Raw genomic sequence first — 13,922 nt, 5'->3', positions numbered from 1 at the left:
TCCGGATCACTCGTACGCCAGGCTAACAGCCGGGCCCGCTTCGGGCCTGTGATTATCGGCGGGCCTGGAGGCCGTCGAACGCGGCCACGGCTTCGAAGAGGCGGAGCCCCTGCTCCACGACGTCGTCGCGGGACAGCGGAAGAGTGCCGTCGGCCCAGTTCAGGAGGATCTGGTTGACACCGCCCACGACCGCCAAGGCCATGACCGCGGTGTGCGTGTCAGGGCCGGGCCGGTCCTCCAGGAGCAGCCCCTCCACCAGGCGGGCCAGGTTCCGCATCCCGCGCCGTCGCTCGTTCGCGGCCAGCGGACCGGCCGCGAGGGATTCGACCAGTTTGACGCGGCCCTTGCGGGGGTCGTCGGCCACACCCGCGGCCAGCGCCCACAGCATGCCGCGGGCGCGCTCCCGGCGCGTTCCGGGGCCGGTGACGGCGGCGCGGCATCGTGCGGCCTCCTCGTCCTGGATCTCGCTCAGGATGCCGGCCATCAAGGCGTCGAGGGAGGGGAAGCTCTCGGTGAAGTAGCGGTCCTGCAGTCCGCTCCGGCGCAGCACGGAACGGATGGAGGTGCCCGAGTACCCCTGGGTGTGGAACAGGTCGAGCCCGGCGTCCATGATGCGGCGGCGCCGCGCCGACATACGCTCCTCGGCGGTCATTCCGTCATACGTTCGCATGCCACCAGATCCCTCCGCCCCATCCTAAGCGGGCCGCCCCTCGGCCGCCCGGGCCTCGCGACCGGGGCACGCCGGGGTCATCCGGTGGCACGCGCCCTCAGATGGAGGAGACGTGCGGCGCGCGCCGGGCACCTGGGGCCTCACACGGGCCGCCGGGGCTGTCGAGATACGCCCACCCCAAGGGGTTCCAGCGCAGACGGTGCACCTCGACGTCGTCGATCGCGGCGTTCGCACGGGCCGCGCACTCGTACGCCCCGGCGGCCCGGCGTTTCGCGATGTCCACGGCCTCCCGCGCGTCGGCCGCCTCGCCGACGACGTAGTAGTGGCAGCCCGGGGCGCCCTGCGGCGTGCTGAAGCGGAAGCCCACGAGCCATCGGTCTCCGTGCACGGCCGACCTGGCCCGGTCCTTCGATCCGACGGTGGCAAGCATGGGCACTGCACTCCTTGGTCTCTCGCGGGGGCCGCTCCGGGCCGCTCGATGTCCAGTTCAACAGCACGAAGGCCCCGGAGCATCGCCTTCTTGCTGGCCCCGTCCTGCCTGGGAACGGCAGTACCACCCTCCGCGGGCGGGGCCGGAGCCCCGCCCGCGCCGGGCGGTCAGCCGGCCGAGGCGGCCCGCACCGTCGTCCGCGGGACGTTGTACCCGTCCACCCGCAGCGCGGGGCGGCCCGAGGGCAGGGCGTGCGCCGGCCAGGACAGGGTGAGGGTGCGCGACTCGCCGGGCAGCAGCCACAGGTAGTTGTCGCCGTACAGGGTCGGCAGCACGCGCTCGCCGCTGCCGGAGTCCAGGAGCGACAGCCGCACCATGGCCGCCACCGACGCGCCCCGGTTGGTGACCGTGGCCGTCAGTTCGCGGCGCTCGCCGGACCGGGTCACCTTGCCGGCCGTGGCGGTGACCCTGGCGCTGCGCGCCGAGTTGAGCGCCCGCATGGCGGACGGCTCGCGGTAGCGCCAGTAGGTGTTCTCCGACAGCACGGTGCCCCCGCGCTCCATCCGCAGCCGCAGGAGGTGGAAGTCCGGCAGGCCGTCCTCCCACCCGGCCGTGAACGCCTCGGTGGTGCCCGACGAGGCGACGTCGAGGGTCTTGCGCACGGTGCTCCCGAGCTGACGGCCGTCGAGGTCGAGCAGTCGCGCCGTGACCGTGACGCCCTTCAGCGCGCGCGGGGTGTGGTTGACCGCGACGACCTGCCAGGAGCCGGGGACGGCCTGGACGTGGACCGCCTCGCAGGCGGAACGGGCGCCGTAGTAGGTGCCGTTGACGTCGAAGTCGTAGTCGTAGGTCTGCCACACGGTGCTGTGCCACGCGGGGTGCGACATCCACAGCAGGAGGCCGCTGGCGTCCTCCCAGAGGTTGGCGTTCCAGGCCTCGAACATCGCCCGGGTGTTCTCGTAGTTGACGAACTGCGCCTTGCGCGTGAAGTCGTCGAGGTCGCGGGCCGTGTCGAGGCGGGCCTCGATGGCGGCCTGGTAGTTCTGCGGGGCCTGGTTCCCCCGGGTGCTCCAGTCGTGGTAGAACCACGCGCCGCCGACGGGCCACTCCGGCTCGGAACCGACGAGGTTGCGCATGCTCTCGGCGGTGGAGACCACGGGCATGCCGATCTCGGTGTGGAAGCCGAAGTTGCCGCTGCCGTAGGTGGACGCGGAGAAGTAGCGGTCCGGCTCGACCCAGCCGTAGGGGCCGCCGCCGGTGACGATGCCGCCCGCGGAGTTGTTCTGGTAGAGGATGCCGGGCGCCTCGTCGTGGACCGCGTCGCGCATGCCGTCGTCGATCGCCCCGGGCGGGTTGCCCTCGTTGGCACCGCACCAGACGACGACACTGGGGTGGATGCGGTAGCGCAGCACCGTGTCGCGGGCGAGGGAGTTGAACGCGTCGTGGTTCGGCGGGTCCATCGCCCAGGCGTTGGGGAAGTCGTTCCAGACCAGCAGGCCGTGCTCGTCGCAACCGGCGTAGAACTCCTCGCGGTTGCTGCTGGCGACCCAGTTGCGGATCATGGTGAAGTTCATGTCGCGGTGCATGCGCAGCGCCGCGTCCATGCGCTCTTCGGGCATACGGCGCAGCAGTTCGTCCCAGCCCCAGTTGCCGCCGCGGCAGAAGACGCGGACGCCGTTCACGCTGATCTTCAGCGGGACCGGGGTGTTGTCGACGGACGTGACGTCCTTCCACTGCGATCCGTCGTCGGAGACCTGGACGGTGTACGTCTTCGGGTAGGCCTGCTCCCAGACGACGGCGACGCGGTCGAAGGCGACCGGGGAGCCCAGGTCCACCTGGATCCACTGGTCGTCCTCGTAGTCCGAGGCCCAGCGGGTGCCGGGGTCGCCGTCGGTGGCGTTGGAGGCGGGGTTCGAGGAGTCCTCGGTGGACGCGGTGGTCCTCTTGCGGAAGGCCAGGTCGGTGCCCGGGGCCGAGCTGTCGACCACGGACAGCGTCCACAGCGAGTTGCCCCAGCTGGTCGCCCGGGCGCCGCACTTGAGGCGGACGTAGCGGGCGGTGAGGGCGTCGAAGTCGACGTTCTGCAGGCTGGCGGCGCCGCTCTGGAACGGCAGCGGGACCGCGCCGTTGTCGACGGACTTCGCGTCGGTCCACGAGTCGCCGTCGTCGGACAGCTCGACCACGAAGGTCTTGGCGTAGGCCCGCTCCCAGGTCAGGTCGACCCGGTCGAAGGAGACCGAGGACCCCAGGTCCACCTGGATCCACTGGTCGTCCTCGAAGGACGAGGACCACCGGGTGCCGGCGTCGCCGTCGGTGACGTTCGACGGCGCGTTGCCCGGGTCGTCCGTCGAGGAGGCGGTCGCGTCCTTGTGCAGCGCGAGGTCGACGTCGGGGACGGAGCTGTCGACCACGGACAGGCCCCACAGCGACGAGCCCCAGCCGGTCGCGCGGGTCAGGCAGCGCACCCGCACATGGCGGGCCTTGCGGTCGCCGAGGGCGACGGACTGCGTGTAGGAGTCGCTGCCGGAGGTGAAGCGCAGCGGGATGTCGTACTCGTAGCCGAACTGGCGTATGCCGAAGCGGGTGCTGCGGCGGTCGCTCTCCGCGCCGCCGACCGCGGCCACGAGGGTGAGGTCGTGCAGCGCGGGGCTGCCGTAGCCGTTGGGCCACCACAGCTCCGGGTCGCGCAGGCGCAGCCGCGCGTCGGTGGCGGGGGTGAACACGACGTCGGTGCTCTTTCCGGCGGGCACCGTGACGGTCCGGGACACCCGCACGCCGCAGAGCGAGGCGCTGACGGTGACGCTCCGGTCGGTGGTGTCGGCGTTGCGCACGGGGACGGTGATCGTCAGCTCGGCGGTGCCGGTGTCGGGCAGGTCGGGGAGGACGGTGTCGACCCGGGGGTCGCCGAGGACGGCGTGGCCGGTCGAGCGCAGCCGCACGTGGTTCCAGATGCCGGCGGCCCGGTCGCGCACGGCCGGCATCCAGTCCCAGCCGGAGGAGGCGAGATACGTCGGCGAGTTGCGGTTCATCATGGTCGCGCCGGCGTCCACGAAGGCCAGACCGGCCTGGCCCTTGTCACCCGGGCTGCCGGGGAAGGGCATCGGCGTGATGCGCACGGCGAGCGCCTGCTCGCCGTCGGCCGCCAGGTGCGCGGTGATGTCGGTGGCGGACCGGGCGAAGGGGAATTCCATGCTCCCCACGGAGGCTCCGTTGAGCCAGATGTCCGCCTTGTGGTTGATGCCGTCGAACTCCAGCCAGATGTGCCGGCCGGCGCCGGTGCGCAGCGACCGCGGCAGGCGGAACTCCCGCCGGTACCACCAGGCGTGGCGGGACAGCGCCTCCGGGACGTGGAGGTTGTTGAACCCGGTGACCGGGTCGGGCAGCTTGCCCTGCTCGACCAGCGAGCCCAGGACCGTGCCGGGCACGGTGGCGGGCAGCCAGCGGCTGGTGTCGACGTCCGTGCGGGACAGGTCCGCGACCTCGGCACCGGCCCAGTCGTCCATGGTGAGCGTCCAGCCGGATTCCAGCGGCACGGTGCCGTCGGCGGCGGCCTCCAGCGCGGGCGCCTTGTGGTCGTTCACGCCCCAGTCCGTCCAGCCGGTGGCCTCCGGGCGGTGGCCGCGGGCCCGGCCGTGCACCTCGAAGCCGTTGAGGCCGAGGGGGTTGGCGTTGGAGCGCTTGTGCACGGTCAGCCGGACCCAGCGGGCGGTGACCGGCCGGGCGAGGACGATGTCGACGACGCCGCCGGTGCCGGAGTCCGTCCGATGGACGGCCGTCCACGTGCGGTGGTCGCGGGAGGTCTCGACGACGAAGTCCACGGCGCAACTGGACAGGATCTCCTGACCGGTGGTGCTGTCGCGCGGGTTGCCGCTGCTGGACGGGACGAAGGGCGGGTCGTCGGCCGTGGCCTCGAAGGTCAGCCGGACGGCGGTCACCTCGCAGTCGGCCTCCAGGTCGACCGAGATCCACTGCGGGTCGCCGTCCGCCGCGCGCCATCCGGTGCCGCGCACGCCGACCGCGTTGACGCGGTCCACCGCGAACTCGCCCGGCGTCGGGGCGTAGTCGGTGGACGACACGGCCACCGGGCGGTGGGCCGCCAGATCGCCGGCGGCGGTGCCGCCGCCCGTCCGGGCGGGCTCGGCGGCACGGGCGGTGCCGGGGAGTGCGACGCCGATTCCCAGGCTCGCGAGGAGTGTGGTGCCGGTGGCGACGACCGACCGGCGGGAGGGGTGGGACGACTGAGTCGACATACGCAAGTGATCCAATCCGGGCACCCGCTGACGGGTAGGTGGACGACCCGGTCCGCTCGGGCCGCCGCCTGACAACGTTGCCATCTGACAACGTTGCCATAGGCTGTAATCCCCCGGGGCCGCTGTCAAGGGGTACGACACGACCTCGACTCGCCGGCCGTTGGGCCGCGGCGCCGGAGGTGGCCGAAACTCCGCGCATGGCCGGAGCGGCACGCCGCACGCCTGCCGGTGCCCGCGGGGCGCCTCCCGCGCCCCCGCCCGAACACCCCGCCGGCACCGGCCGGCACGCGGTAGCGGCGGTGCGATTCCCCCGTTCCACCTGCGGCCGGCCCCCCGACGAGCAGCCGCGAGCGACACCCTTGCCCACCCCGCACACAGCTCCCCCGCAAGCGCCCCGTCAGCCGCGCGAGGCACCCGCAACCCCGCTCACGGCACCGGCGGTTTTCAGCCACACATGACCGCGACCGGGCACGGCTCCGGGGCCGCTGGAAAGACGGCCCCGGAGGACGGCGCGCCGCGCGCGTTCCGGCGTTCGGGGAAGCACGCCGGCACCGGGCCGAGGGCGGATCCGGTGCATCGCGAAGTGCATGCCGCTCGCTCCCGACTACGCGAGCTCCATGACGTCGGCGACCACGCAGCTGATGTTGTCGGGGCCGCCGAAGCCGTTGGCGATCGCGATGAGTTCGCGGGTGGCCTGCTCGGGATCGCGGATGTCGGAGAGCGCCTGCCGGATCTCATCGATGGGCACGACAGCCGACAGACCGTCGGAGCAGAGCAGGTAGCGGTCTCCCTGCCGGGCGACGTGCAGGCGCATGTCGGGGTTGCCGTCGACTCCTTGGCCCAGGGCTCGTAGCAGCAGCGACCGCTGGGGATGGGAGGCGGCTTCCTCCGGGGTGAGGCGTCCTTCGTCGACCATCGACTGCACCATGGTGTGGTCGTGCGTGACTTGGAACAGCTCTCCGTCACGCAGGAGATAGACCCGGGAGTCGCCGATGTGGACGAGGGCCAGCTGCGATCCGGTCCAGAGCATCGCGGTGAGTGTCGTGCCGGCCCCGTCGGGTGAAGAACCGGTCTCGACGGCGCCGTCCACGGCCCGCTTGGCCTGTTCAACGGCGTCTTCGAGGAGGTTGAGGAGATTGCCCGCCGGGATGCTGTCGGTTTCGAGGTACTTGAGCGCGTCGATGGCGGCCGCGCTCGCGGGGGCTCCTCCACTGCCGTAGCCGTCGGCGACGGCGAGCAGGCGGGAGCCGGCGTAGGCGGTGTCCTGGTTGCTCTCGCGGACCAGGCCCGTGTCGGAAAGGGCGGCGTAACGGATTCCCAGGGGCTTGCTGTTCGGAGACAAGGAGGGGTCCTTCCGGGACAGATGGTCGATGAGGAAGGAAGCGAGGTTCCGCCGTGCGGCGGTGTCGGCTTCGACCTGGGCCCAGAACGCGCGGATCTCCTGGGCCGCCGCGGCCGACTCCAGCGTGGTGACGTGCTGGATGCGGGCCAGGGGCATTCCCAGACGCCGAAGCCAGGCGACCAGCCGGGCCTGGTCCAGTTGTTCCGGTGCGTAGAGGCGGTAGCCGGTCACCGGGTCGACACGAGCGGGGGTCAGCAGGCCGAGGTCGTCGTAAAGACGCAGTGCCTTGGGCGACAGGCGGGACGCCTTCGCGAACGTCCCGATGGTCAGAAACCCCATGCCCGCTCCTCCTCATACCGGGCACGTCGCCCGGCCCGACCGATGGTGTGGCCTCCCCCAAGGTGAAGGTCAACTGCCCGGGCGCTGACGGCCCTTCCGCAGGGAGGTGGATGCGGCGCACCACCGTGGCGTACTCCTGACCGGGTCCGGCGAGGGCGGGACCGCTCAGCGGCCCGCCCGAGGTCGCCGCGAAGATCATCGCCACCCACCACAAGCGGGCGGAACGCGCGGAGACCCGCTGGAGCGCACGGTGCGCGGCGGCGCACCAACGCGCCGCCGCGCAGCGGGCCGTCAGCCCGATGAGCTCGCGGCTCCCGCGGAGGTCGTGGCCGGAGGCTCCTCGGCCGCCATCGAACGGTCGCCCTTGGCCCCGGCGGTCGGGGCGCGGCGGAGCACGGCGCGCAGCGCGGTGACGGCGGGCTCGGTCCAGCGGGCGGCCAGGGGGCCGGCGATGACCAGGATCAGGACGTACGCGGTGGCCAGTGGGCCGATGCGTGGCTGACTGGCGACGGCGAGGCCCGCGATGACGATCGAGAACTCGCCGCGTGCCACGAGCGTGCCGCCGGCCCGCAGGCGGCCCCGGGTGTGGATGCCGGCGCGACGTGCCGCGTACCAGCCCGTCATGATCTTGGTGACGGTGGTCACGGCGGCCAGCGCGAGCGCCGGCAGCAGGACTGGCGGAATGGCGGCCGGGTCGGTGGACAGGCCGAAGAACACGAAGAAGACGGCGGCGAACAGGTCCCGCAGCGGCATGAGCAGCCGGCTCGCGCCCTCGGCGGCCTCACCGGACAGGGCGATGCCGACGAGGAACGCGCCGACGGCCGCGGAGACCTGGAGCTTCTGCGCGAACCCCGCGACGACCAGGGCCAGGCCGAAGACGACCAGCAGCAGCATCTCCGGGTTCTCCGAGGAGACCGCCTTGCTCAGCAGGCGTCCGTGGCGCAGCGCGAGGAAGAGCACGCCGCCCACGGTGCCCATCGCGATGGCGAGGGCCAGGCCGCCCGCCGCCAGGCCGATGCCGGCGAGGAGGGTGGTGAGCAGCGGGAGGTAGATCGCCATGGCCAGGTCCTCGATGACCAGGACGCCGAGGATCACCGGTGTCTCCCGGTTGCCGAGCCGGCCCAGGTCGGTCAGCACCTTGGCGATGACGCCCGAGGAGGAGATCCAGGTGACGCCGGCGAGGGCGACGGCCGCCACCGGGCCCCAGCCCAGCAGCAGCGCCGCGGCGGCACCGGGCACCGCGTTGAGGGCGAAGTCGACCACGCCGGAGGGGTACTGCGTGCGCAGGCTGGTGACCAGTTCGGAGGCGCTGTACTCCAGGCCGAGCAGCAGCAGGAGCAGGATCACGCCGATCTCCGCGCCCACGGCGACGAAGTCCTCGCTGGCGTCGAGCGGCAGCAGGCCGCCGTGCCCGAAGGCGAGCCCCGCGAGCAGGTAGAGGGGTATCGGCGACAGCCCGACGCGGCCGGCGAAGCGCCCGATCAGTCCCAGTCCGAGGATGACGGCGCCGAGTTCGATGAGGAGTTCGGTCGTGTCGTGCATCCTCACTCCCCCGCCACGATCGCGGCCAGCGCGTCCACGCCCTCACGGGTGCCGACGACGACCAGCGTGTCGCCGATCGCCAGCCGGAAGTCCGGCCCCGGGGAGGGATGGGCGCTCGTCCTGCGCATGACGGCGACGATGGAGGCGCCGGTGCGGGTCCGTGCGCGGGTGTCGCCGAGCAGCCGCCCGGCGTACGGGGAACGTGAGTTGACCGGGATCTGCTCCGTGACCAGACCGATCCCCTCGGTGTGCACGGCCTCCAGCGGCGTGGGGTCCAGGAGCCGGGCCAGCACGGCGGCCTCCTCGCCCTCCAGCGGTATCGACACCAGGCAGGAGTCGGGGTCCTCGGCGCCGTAGAAGCCCAGGAAGCGCCGGCCGTCCTGGTGCACCACCACCGAGAGGTGCCGTCCCGCGCGGGTGGTGACGTCGTACTGCGTCCCGACGCCGGGAAGTGTCGTCCGCCGAGTGCCCACTCTTGCCTCCCAGGGGGTGGGTCCACGTCATGGATCCATGGATGCGTGGCCGGGCGGGTGGCACAGCCCTCGACCGTCCGGGCCCCACGGCACAGGTAGCATCGCGGCAGGCCGGGCCACCAGCGCGTTTTACCCTATCATTACGTTTCGGAGGGGTGGATTCATTCCCGACGGTGCCCCGCGCCACAGGAGGGCGCGGGGCACTTGCGGGCCCCGGGGGTCAGGCAACCGGCCGCACCGGGGCGTCGACGCGGGAGGCGTCCCCGCCGCGCACGACGTCGCGGACGCCGAGGACCGCCTCGTGCGGCACCCCGAGCGGGACGGCGCTGACGTCGGTCAGGCGCGCGTACTGCTCCGGGGTGAGCCGGACCTCCAGTGCCCCCAGGTAGTCCTCCAGTTGAGCGGCGTTGCGCGGGCCGATGATGGGCAGGAACGAGGTCGCCGCCCGCTCCGCGCGCCCGCGGACCCAGGCCACGGACACCTGGGCGGGCGTCGCGCCGGTCTCCCGTGCGATGTCCAGCACCGTGTCGACGACGGCGGTCTTCTGGTCGGAACTCTCGGTGTGCACCAGGGTCTTGAGATCGCTCAGCCGGCCCTGCGTGCCGTCGCGGTACTTGCCCGTCAGCAGCCCGCCGCCCAGCGGGGACCACAGCGCGGCGGCCAGGCCCAGGCTCTCGGCCATCGGCAGCAGTTCGCGGTCGGCGGTCCGCTCGACGAGGCTGTACTCGATCTGGACACCGGCGACCGGGGCCCAGTGGTTGACGTCCGCGAGGGTCGCGGCGCGGGCGATCCGCCAGGCCGGGAAGTTGGAGAGCCCGGCATAAAGGATCTTGCCCGACCGCACCAGGTCGTCGATGCCGCGCAGGATCTCCTCGACCGGCGTCAGGTCGTCCGGGAAGTGGACCCAGTACAGGTCGATGTAGTCGGTGCCGAGGCGCTTCAGGCTGGCCTCCACCGAATGGATCATGTTCTTGCGGCTGTTGCCGGTCTTGGAGATGTCCTTCCGCGCCGCGTACCCGTTGCTGAACTTGCTGGCCAGGACGAAGTGGTCGCGGTCCGCGGCGAGGAAGCCGCCCAGCAGTTCTTCGGACTCGCCGAACTGGTAGGTGTCGGAGGTGTCGATGAAGTTGCCACCGGCCTCGGCGAACCGGTCGAACATGCGGCGGGACTCCTCGGCGTCGGCTCCGGCGCCCCAGCGGGTGCCGAAGTTGCCGGTGCCGAGGGCGTACTCGGAGACACGCAGTCCGGTGCGGTGTCCGAAGGTCGTGTAACGCATGGAGATCTCCTTGGGCTTGGGCTCGGAGGGAAGTCGGGAATTCTTCGTGGGACGCACGACGCTCAGCCGGCCGCGGCGCCGGGCTCCGCGACGCCGGTCCTGCGTCGCGGCGTGATGCCGAGCGCGGCCAGCGCGCTGAGGGCGACGACCGCGGCCGACGTCCACCAGACGTGGGAGAAGGTGTGTGCGGGCGGGCCGGCGGCTCCCGCCGCGAGGAGGACGACGAGGACGCTGACGCCGATCACGTTCCCGACCTGGCCCGCCATGGCGACGACGGCGCTGCCGGTGGCGGCCTTGTCCTTGGGGAGTTCGGCGGTGGCCGAGGAGATCAGGGTCGGCAGGGCCAGGCCGACACCGACGCCCGCGACGATCCAGCCCGGCAGGATGTCGGTGGCGTAGTGGAGCCGATCGCCCGCGGCGAGGGCGAGCAACGCGGTGCCGGCGGCGACGAGCGCCGCGCCCAGTGCCGCCACCACACCGACCGGCAGGCGCCGGGCGAGGCGCCGCCCGGCGGCGGAGGCGACGAACACCATGGCGGGACCGGGGGCGACGCCGAGGCCCGTCTCGATGGCCGACCAGTGCCATTCCTGCTGCAACCACAAGGTGATGCCGAGCAGTTGGACGGCGAAGGCGGCGTAGAACAGCAGCGTGGCGACACCGGCCCAGGCGAAGACCGGGTTGCGCAGCAGCCGCAGGTCGACGGCGGGGACCGGGTGCCGCGCGGACCGCAGCAGGCACAGCACGAGCGCCACGGCGGCCACCGCGAAACTGCCGATCGTCGGCGCCGCGCCCCAGCCCCACACCGGTGCCTGGACCAGCCCCAGCGCCAGCGATCCGATCGCGACGGCGAGCAGGGCGCCGCCCGGCAGGTCGGGCATCCGGGCGGCGCCGGCCTGCCGTCCGCGGGGCAGCAGGCGTGCGGCGAGGACCAGTGCCGCGATGCCTATCGGCAGGTTGAGCAGGAAGATCCACTGCCAGGCGGCCTGCACCAGCAGTCCGCCGGCCATCGGCCCCGCCGCCGCGGCCAGCGAGCCGCTGGACGCCCAGATCTGGATGTACCGGGTGAGCTTGGCGGGCGGGGCCGTGGTCAGGACGAGGCCCAGGCTGGCCGGGGTGAGCACGGCGGCACCGGCCGCCTGCAGGAAGCGGAAGGCCACCAGGACCCACAGGTCGCCACTGGCCGCTGCGCCCAGGCTGGCCGCGGTGAACACGCTCAGACCGAGCAGGAATCCGTTCCTGCCGCCGAAGCGGTCCGTCAGCCGCCCGGCGGGGACCAGGAGGGCGGCGTAGACGATCGCGTAGCCGTTGAGGATCCAGCTCAGTTTCGAGAGCGAGGTCTCGCCCACGCCCTGGCCGATGGGCTCGAGCGCCACGTTGACGACGAAGGCGTCCAGCCCGGACAGGAACACCGAGGTGGCCAGAACGGCGAGGACCAGGCCCGGGTGCACCGGGCGTGCGGCGGGCCGGCCGCCGGAGAGGGACGCCCGTGCCGGGCCGGGGTGGCCGGCGGGCGTCACGTTCGGGGGTGGGGAGGTCATGGACCAGGTCTCCAACAGAGTGCGGGGGACGTGTCGATCGGGCGCGGTGCCGGGCCGGCGGCCCACTTAAGCAAACCGATCGGTGTACTTAAGCGACCGTAACAGGGGTTTCCGCTTAAGTAAAACGATCGGTATCCTGAAGGCATGAGCACCACCGAGCCCTCGCCCGTCCGCCGGCGCCGCGGCCGCGGCGCCCGGGAGCGCATCCTCAAGGCGGCGACCGAGCTGTTCACCGCCCAGGGCATCAACGCCACCGGCATGGAACAGCTCACGGCGGCCGCCGAGGTGTCCAAGCGCACGCTGTACCAGCACTTCAGCGGCAAGGACGAGCTCGTGCACGCCTTTCTGCGCGGGATGGAGGACGGACTGCTGCCCCCGCAGGTCCCGCCGGAGATGACCGCGCGGGAGGCCGGGGAACAGCTGCTCGCCGTGTTCTCCTGGCCGCCCCCGGACCCGTCGGCGCCGCTGCGCGGCTGCCCGTTCCTCAACGCCGCGGTCGAGGTCCCCGACCCCGACCATCCCGTCCACCGGCTCGCCGCGACCTACAAGACCGAGTTCGCCCGGCGTCTGGCGGGCCTCGCACGGCGCGCCGGCGCCCGTGATCCGGACACACTCGGCGAGCAGCTCGCCCTGCTGTACGACGGCGCCGTCGCCCGCAGCACGGCGCTCAACGCTCCCGGCAGCGGCGCCGTCGCCCGTTCGATCGCCACGTCCCTGCTCGACGCCGCGCTCGGCCCGGACGGTCGGCCGGCCCGCTGAGCGGTCAGGCCCGGGCCGCCCGGCGGTGGTCCGCCAGCAGTTCGCGGGCCGCCCGTGCGCCCGAGGCCAGCGCGCCCTGGAGGGAACCGGTGGCGCGGTGGTCGCCGCACACATAGCGGCCAGGGGTGAAGCGGCTGGTGCGGCTCAGCGGGTACGGCGGCGGCATCGCGGGCAGGGCGCCGGGGACCGTGCAATTGCGCAGTGGCTCCCAGGCGCTCGTGTCGGTCCCGTAGACGTCGGCCAGCGCCTCCCGCACCGCGGCCTCCTCGTCCGGTCCGGGGACGCCCAGGACGGAGGTCGACACCAGTGCGCGGCCGTCCTGCGACAGCCCTCGGTGGACCTCGGTGAGGACCACCGTGTTGAGGAAGCGCCGCCGCGCGTCGACCAGGAGCGTGGGCGCGGCCAGCGGCGACCGGTCGGCCGCGTGGTAGAGCGTCGTCACGGTGCGCGTGTCCGGCGTCGGGAGTCCCGGAAGCAGGCGGGCGGCGGCCGCCGGCCCGGTGGCGACGACCACGGACGGCGCGGCCGTCTCCGTTCCGTCGTCCAGCAGGACGCCGTACGCGGTCAGCTCACGCACCGGGGCGTCCGTGCGGACGACGCCCTCGGGCAGCAGCCCGGCGAGCTGGGCGGGCACCGCGCCGATGCCCTCCGCGGGGAGGCAGAGGGTGCCGCGCAGCATGCTGCGCCACACCAGGTGGAAGAAGCGGCTGGACGTCTCCAGATCGTCCTCCAGGAAGACGCCCGAAAGGAACGGCCGGAAGAAGGTCTCGACGATGTCCTCGGAGAGCCCGGCCGCGGCCAGCGCGGTGAGCGTCGTCGTGTCCCCGCGGCCGCGCAGGACGCGGGCGGGCAGCAGCATGTCGCGGGCGCTCAGGACGCCGAGCGCGGCCAGGTCGCGGGCGGAGGCCAGGCGGCCCGGCAGCAGATCGGCCGCGTCCCGCGGGCGGCGGGTCGGGTCGGTGAACAGCAGCCGCCCCCGGTCGGTGTGCACGGCCACGCCGGGCGTGAACGCCCGCAGCCGCAGGTCGCGCAGCCGCAGCCGGCGCCGCACCTGCGGGTAGGAGGTGTTGAAGACCTGGAAGCCGCGGTCCAGCAGGAAGCCGAGGTGGCGGTCGGTCCGCATCCGGCCGCCGACGCGGTCGGAGGCCTCCAGGACGCGCACGGCGAGGCCCGCGGCGCTCAGGTCGGCCGCGCAGGCCAGTCCGGCGGCCCCGGCACCGACCACGATCACGTCACACCGGCCGCCGGGTTCCCCAGCCATCGTCGCCTCCCTCTCCACGACCGCCGCCGCAGGACGGACCCC

General features: G+C 73.0%; 10 protein-coding genes. 1 reads left to right on the top strand and 9 read right to left on the bottom strand.

What is annotated here, in order from left to right:
* Positions 1–52 precede the first annotated feature (52 nt).
* The 8 genes from ACFWVC_RS13655 to ACFWVC_RS13620 form a co-directional block, all read right to left on the bottom strand.
* Positions 53–670 carry a TetR/AcrR family transcriptional regulator gene (locus tag ACFWVC_RS13655; RefSeq protein WP_384283806.1) on the bottom strand — a complete coding sequence of 206 codons (618 nt, stop codon included), beginning with the start codon at positions 668–670 and terminating at the stop codon, positions 53–55.
* Between the two features lie 97 nt (positions 671–767).
* Entirely contained in the window at positions 768–1,100 is a 333-nt protein-coding gene (locus ACFWVC_RS13650; protein ID WP_384283803.1) for a hypothetical protein, read from the bottom strand.
* 167 nt (positions 1,101–1,267) lie between these two features.
* The gene (locus tag ACFWVC_RS13645) at positions 1,268–5,350 is read right to left on the bottom strand and encodes a discoidin domain-containing protein (RefSeq protein ID WP_384283800.1); all 4,083 of its coding nucleotides are present in this window, start codon (positions 5,348–5,350) and stop codon (positions 1,268–1,270) included.
* A 604-nt stretch (positions 5,351–5,954) separates the two neighbouring features.
* A complete protein-coding gene (locus tag ACFWVC_RS13640; protein ID WP_384283798.1) occupies positions 5,955–7,031 on the bottom strand; it encodes a MerR family transcriptional regulator in 1,077 nt (358 codons plus the stop codon).
* Positions 7,032–7,322: 291 nt separating this feature from the next.
* Positions 7,323–8,573, bottom strand: a complete 1,251-nt coding sequence (locus tag ACFWVC_RS13635) for a cation:proton antiporter (RefSeq protein WP_384283796.1) — start codon at positions 8,571–8,573, stop codon at positions 7,323–7,325.
* Positions 8,574–8,575: 2 nt separating this feature from the next.
* Positions 8,576–9,046, bottom strand: coding sequence for a cation:proton antiporter regulatory subunit (locus tag ACFWVC_RS13630; RefSeq protein ID WP_384283794.1), 471 nt, complete (start codon positions 9,044–9,046; stop codon positions 8,576–8,578).
* 220 nt (positions 9,047–9,266) lie between these two features.
* A complete protein-coding gene (locus tag ACFWVC_RS13625; protein WP_384283792.1) occupies positions 9,267–10,322 on the bottom strand; it encodes an aldo/keto reductase in 1,056 nt (351 codons plus the stop codon).
* A 62-nt stretch (positions 10,323–10,384) separates the two neighbouring features.
* Entirely contained in the window at positions 10,385–11,860 is a 1,476-nt protein-coding gene (locus ACFWVC_RS13620; RefSeq protein WP_384283790.1) for an MFS transporter, read from the bottom strand.
* 144 nt (positions 11,861–12,004) lie between these two features.
* Between ACFWVC_RS13620 and ACFWVC_RS13615 the strand changes: the two genes are divergently transcribed.
* Entirely contained in the window at positions 12,005–12,619 is a 615-nt protein-coding gene (locus ACFWVC_RS13615) for a TetR/AcrR family transcriptional regulator (protein ID WP_384283788.1), read from the top strand.
* A gap of 4 nt (positions 12,620–12,623) precedes the next feature.
* On the opposite strand, the gene ACFWVC_RS13610 is transcribed toward ACFWVC_RS13615, so the two are convergent.
* Positions 12,624–13,880, bottom strand: a complete 1,257-nt coding sequence (locus ACFWVC_RS13610) for an NAD(P)/FAD-dependent oxidoreductase (RefSeq protein ID WP_384283786.1) — start codon at positions 13,878–13,880, stop codon at positions 12,624–12,626.
* Positions 13,881–13,922: the final 42 nt, after the last annotated feature.

It is taken from the genome of Streptomyces sp. NPDC058691, assembly GCF_042714775.1.
In the GTDB taxonomy this organism is placed as follows: Bacteria; Actinomycetota; Actinomycetes; order Streptomycetales; family Streptomycetaceae; genus Actinacidiphila.
This window is presented reverse-complemented; position numbering and strand designations above follow the sequence as displayed.

Bases quoted from the DNA above. Each gene is read 5' to 3' on its own strand.
- ACFWVC_RS13640 (WP_384283798.1), bottom strand. From the start codon at position 7,031: ATGGGGTTTCTGACCATCGGGACGTTCGCGAAGGCGTCCCGCCTGTCG.
- ACFWVC_RS13625 (WP_384283792.1), bottom strand. From the start codon at position 10,322: ATGCGTTACACGACCTTCGGACACCGCACCGGACTGCGTGTCTCCGAG.
- ACFWVC_RS13610 (WP_384283786.1), bottom strand. From the start codon at position 13,880: ATGGCTGGGGAACCCGGCGGCCGGTGTGACGTGATCGTGGTCGGTGCC.
- ACFWVC_RS13650 (WP_384283803.1), bottom strand. From the start codon at position 1,100: ATGCTTGCCACCGTCGGATCGAAGGACCGGGCCAGGTCGGCCGTGCAC.
- ACFWVC_RS13615 (WP_384283788.1), top strand. From the start codon at position 12,005: ATGAGCACCACCGAGCCCTCGCCCGTCCGCCGGCGCCGCGGCCGCGGC.
- ACFWVC_RS13635 (WP_384283796.1), bottom strand. From the start codon at position 8,573: ATGCACGACACGACCGAACTCCTCATCGAACTCGGCGCCGTCATCCTC.
- ACFWVC_RS13655 (WP_384283806.1), bottom strand. From the start codon at position 670: ATGCGAACGTATGACGGAATGACCGCCGAGGAGCGTATGTCGGCGCGG.
- ACFWVC_RS13645 (WP_384283800.1), bottom strand. From the start codon at position 5,350: ATGTCGACTCAGTCGTCCCACCCCTCCCGCCGGTCGGTCGTCGCCACC.
- ACFWVC_RS13620 (WP_384283790.1), bottom strand. From the start codon at position 11,860: ATGACCTCCCCACCCCCGAACGTGACGCCCGCCGGCCACCCCGGCCCG.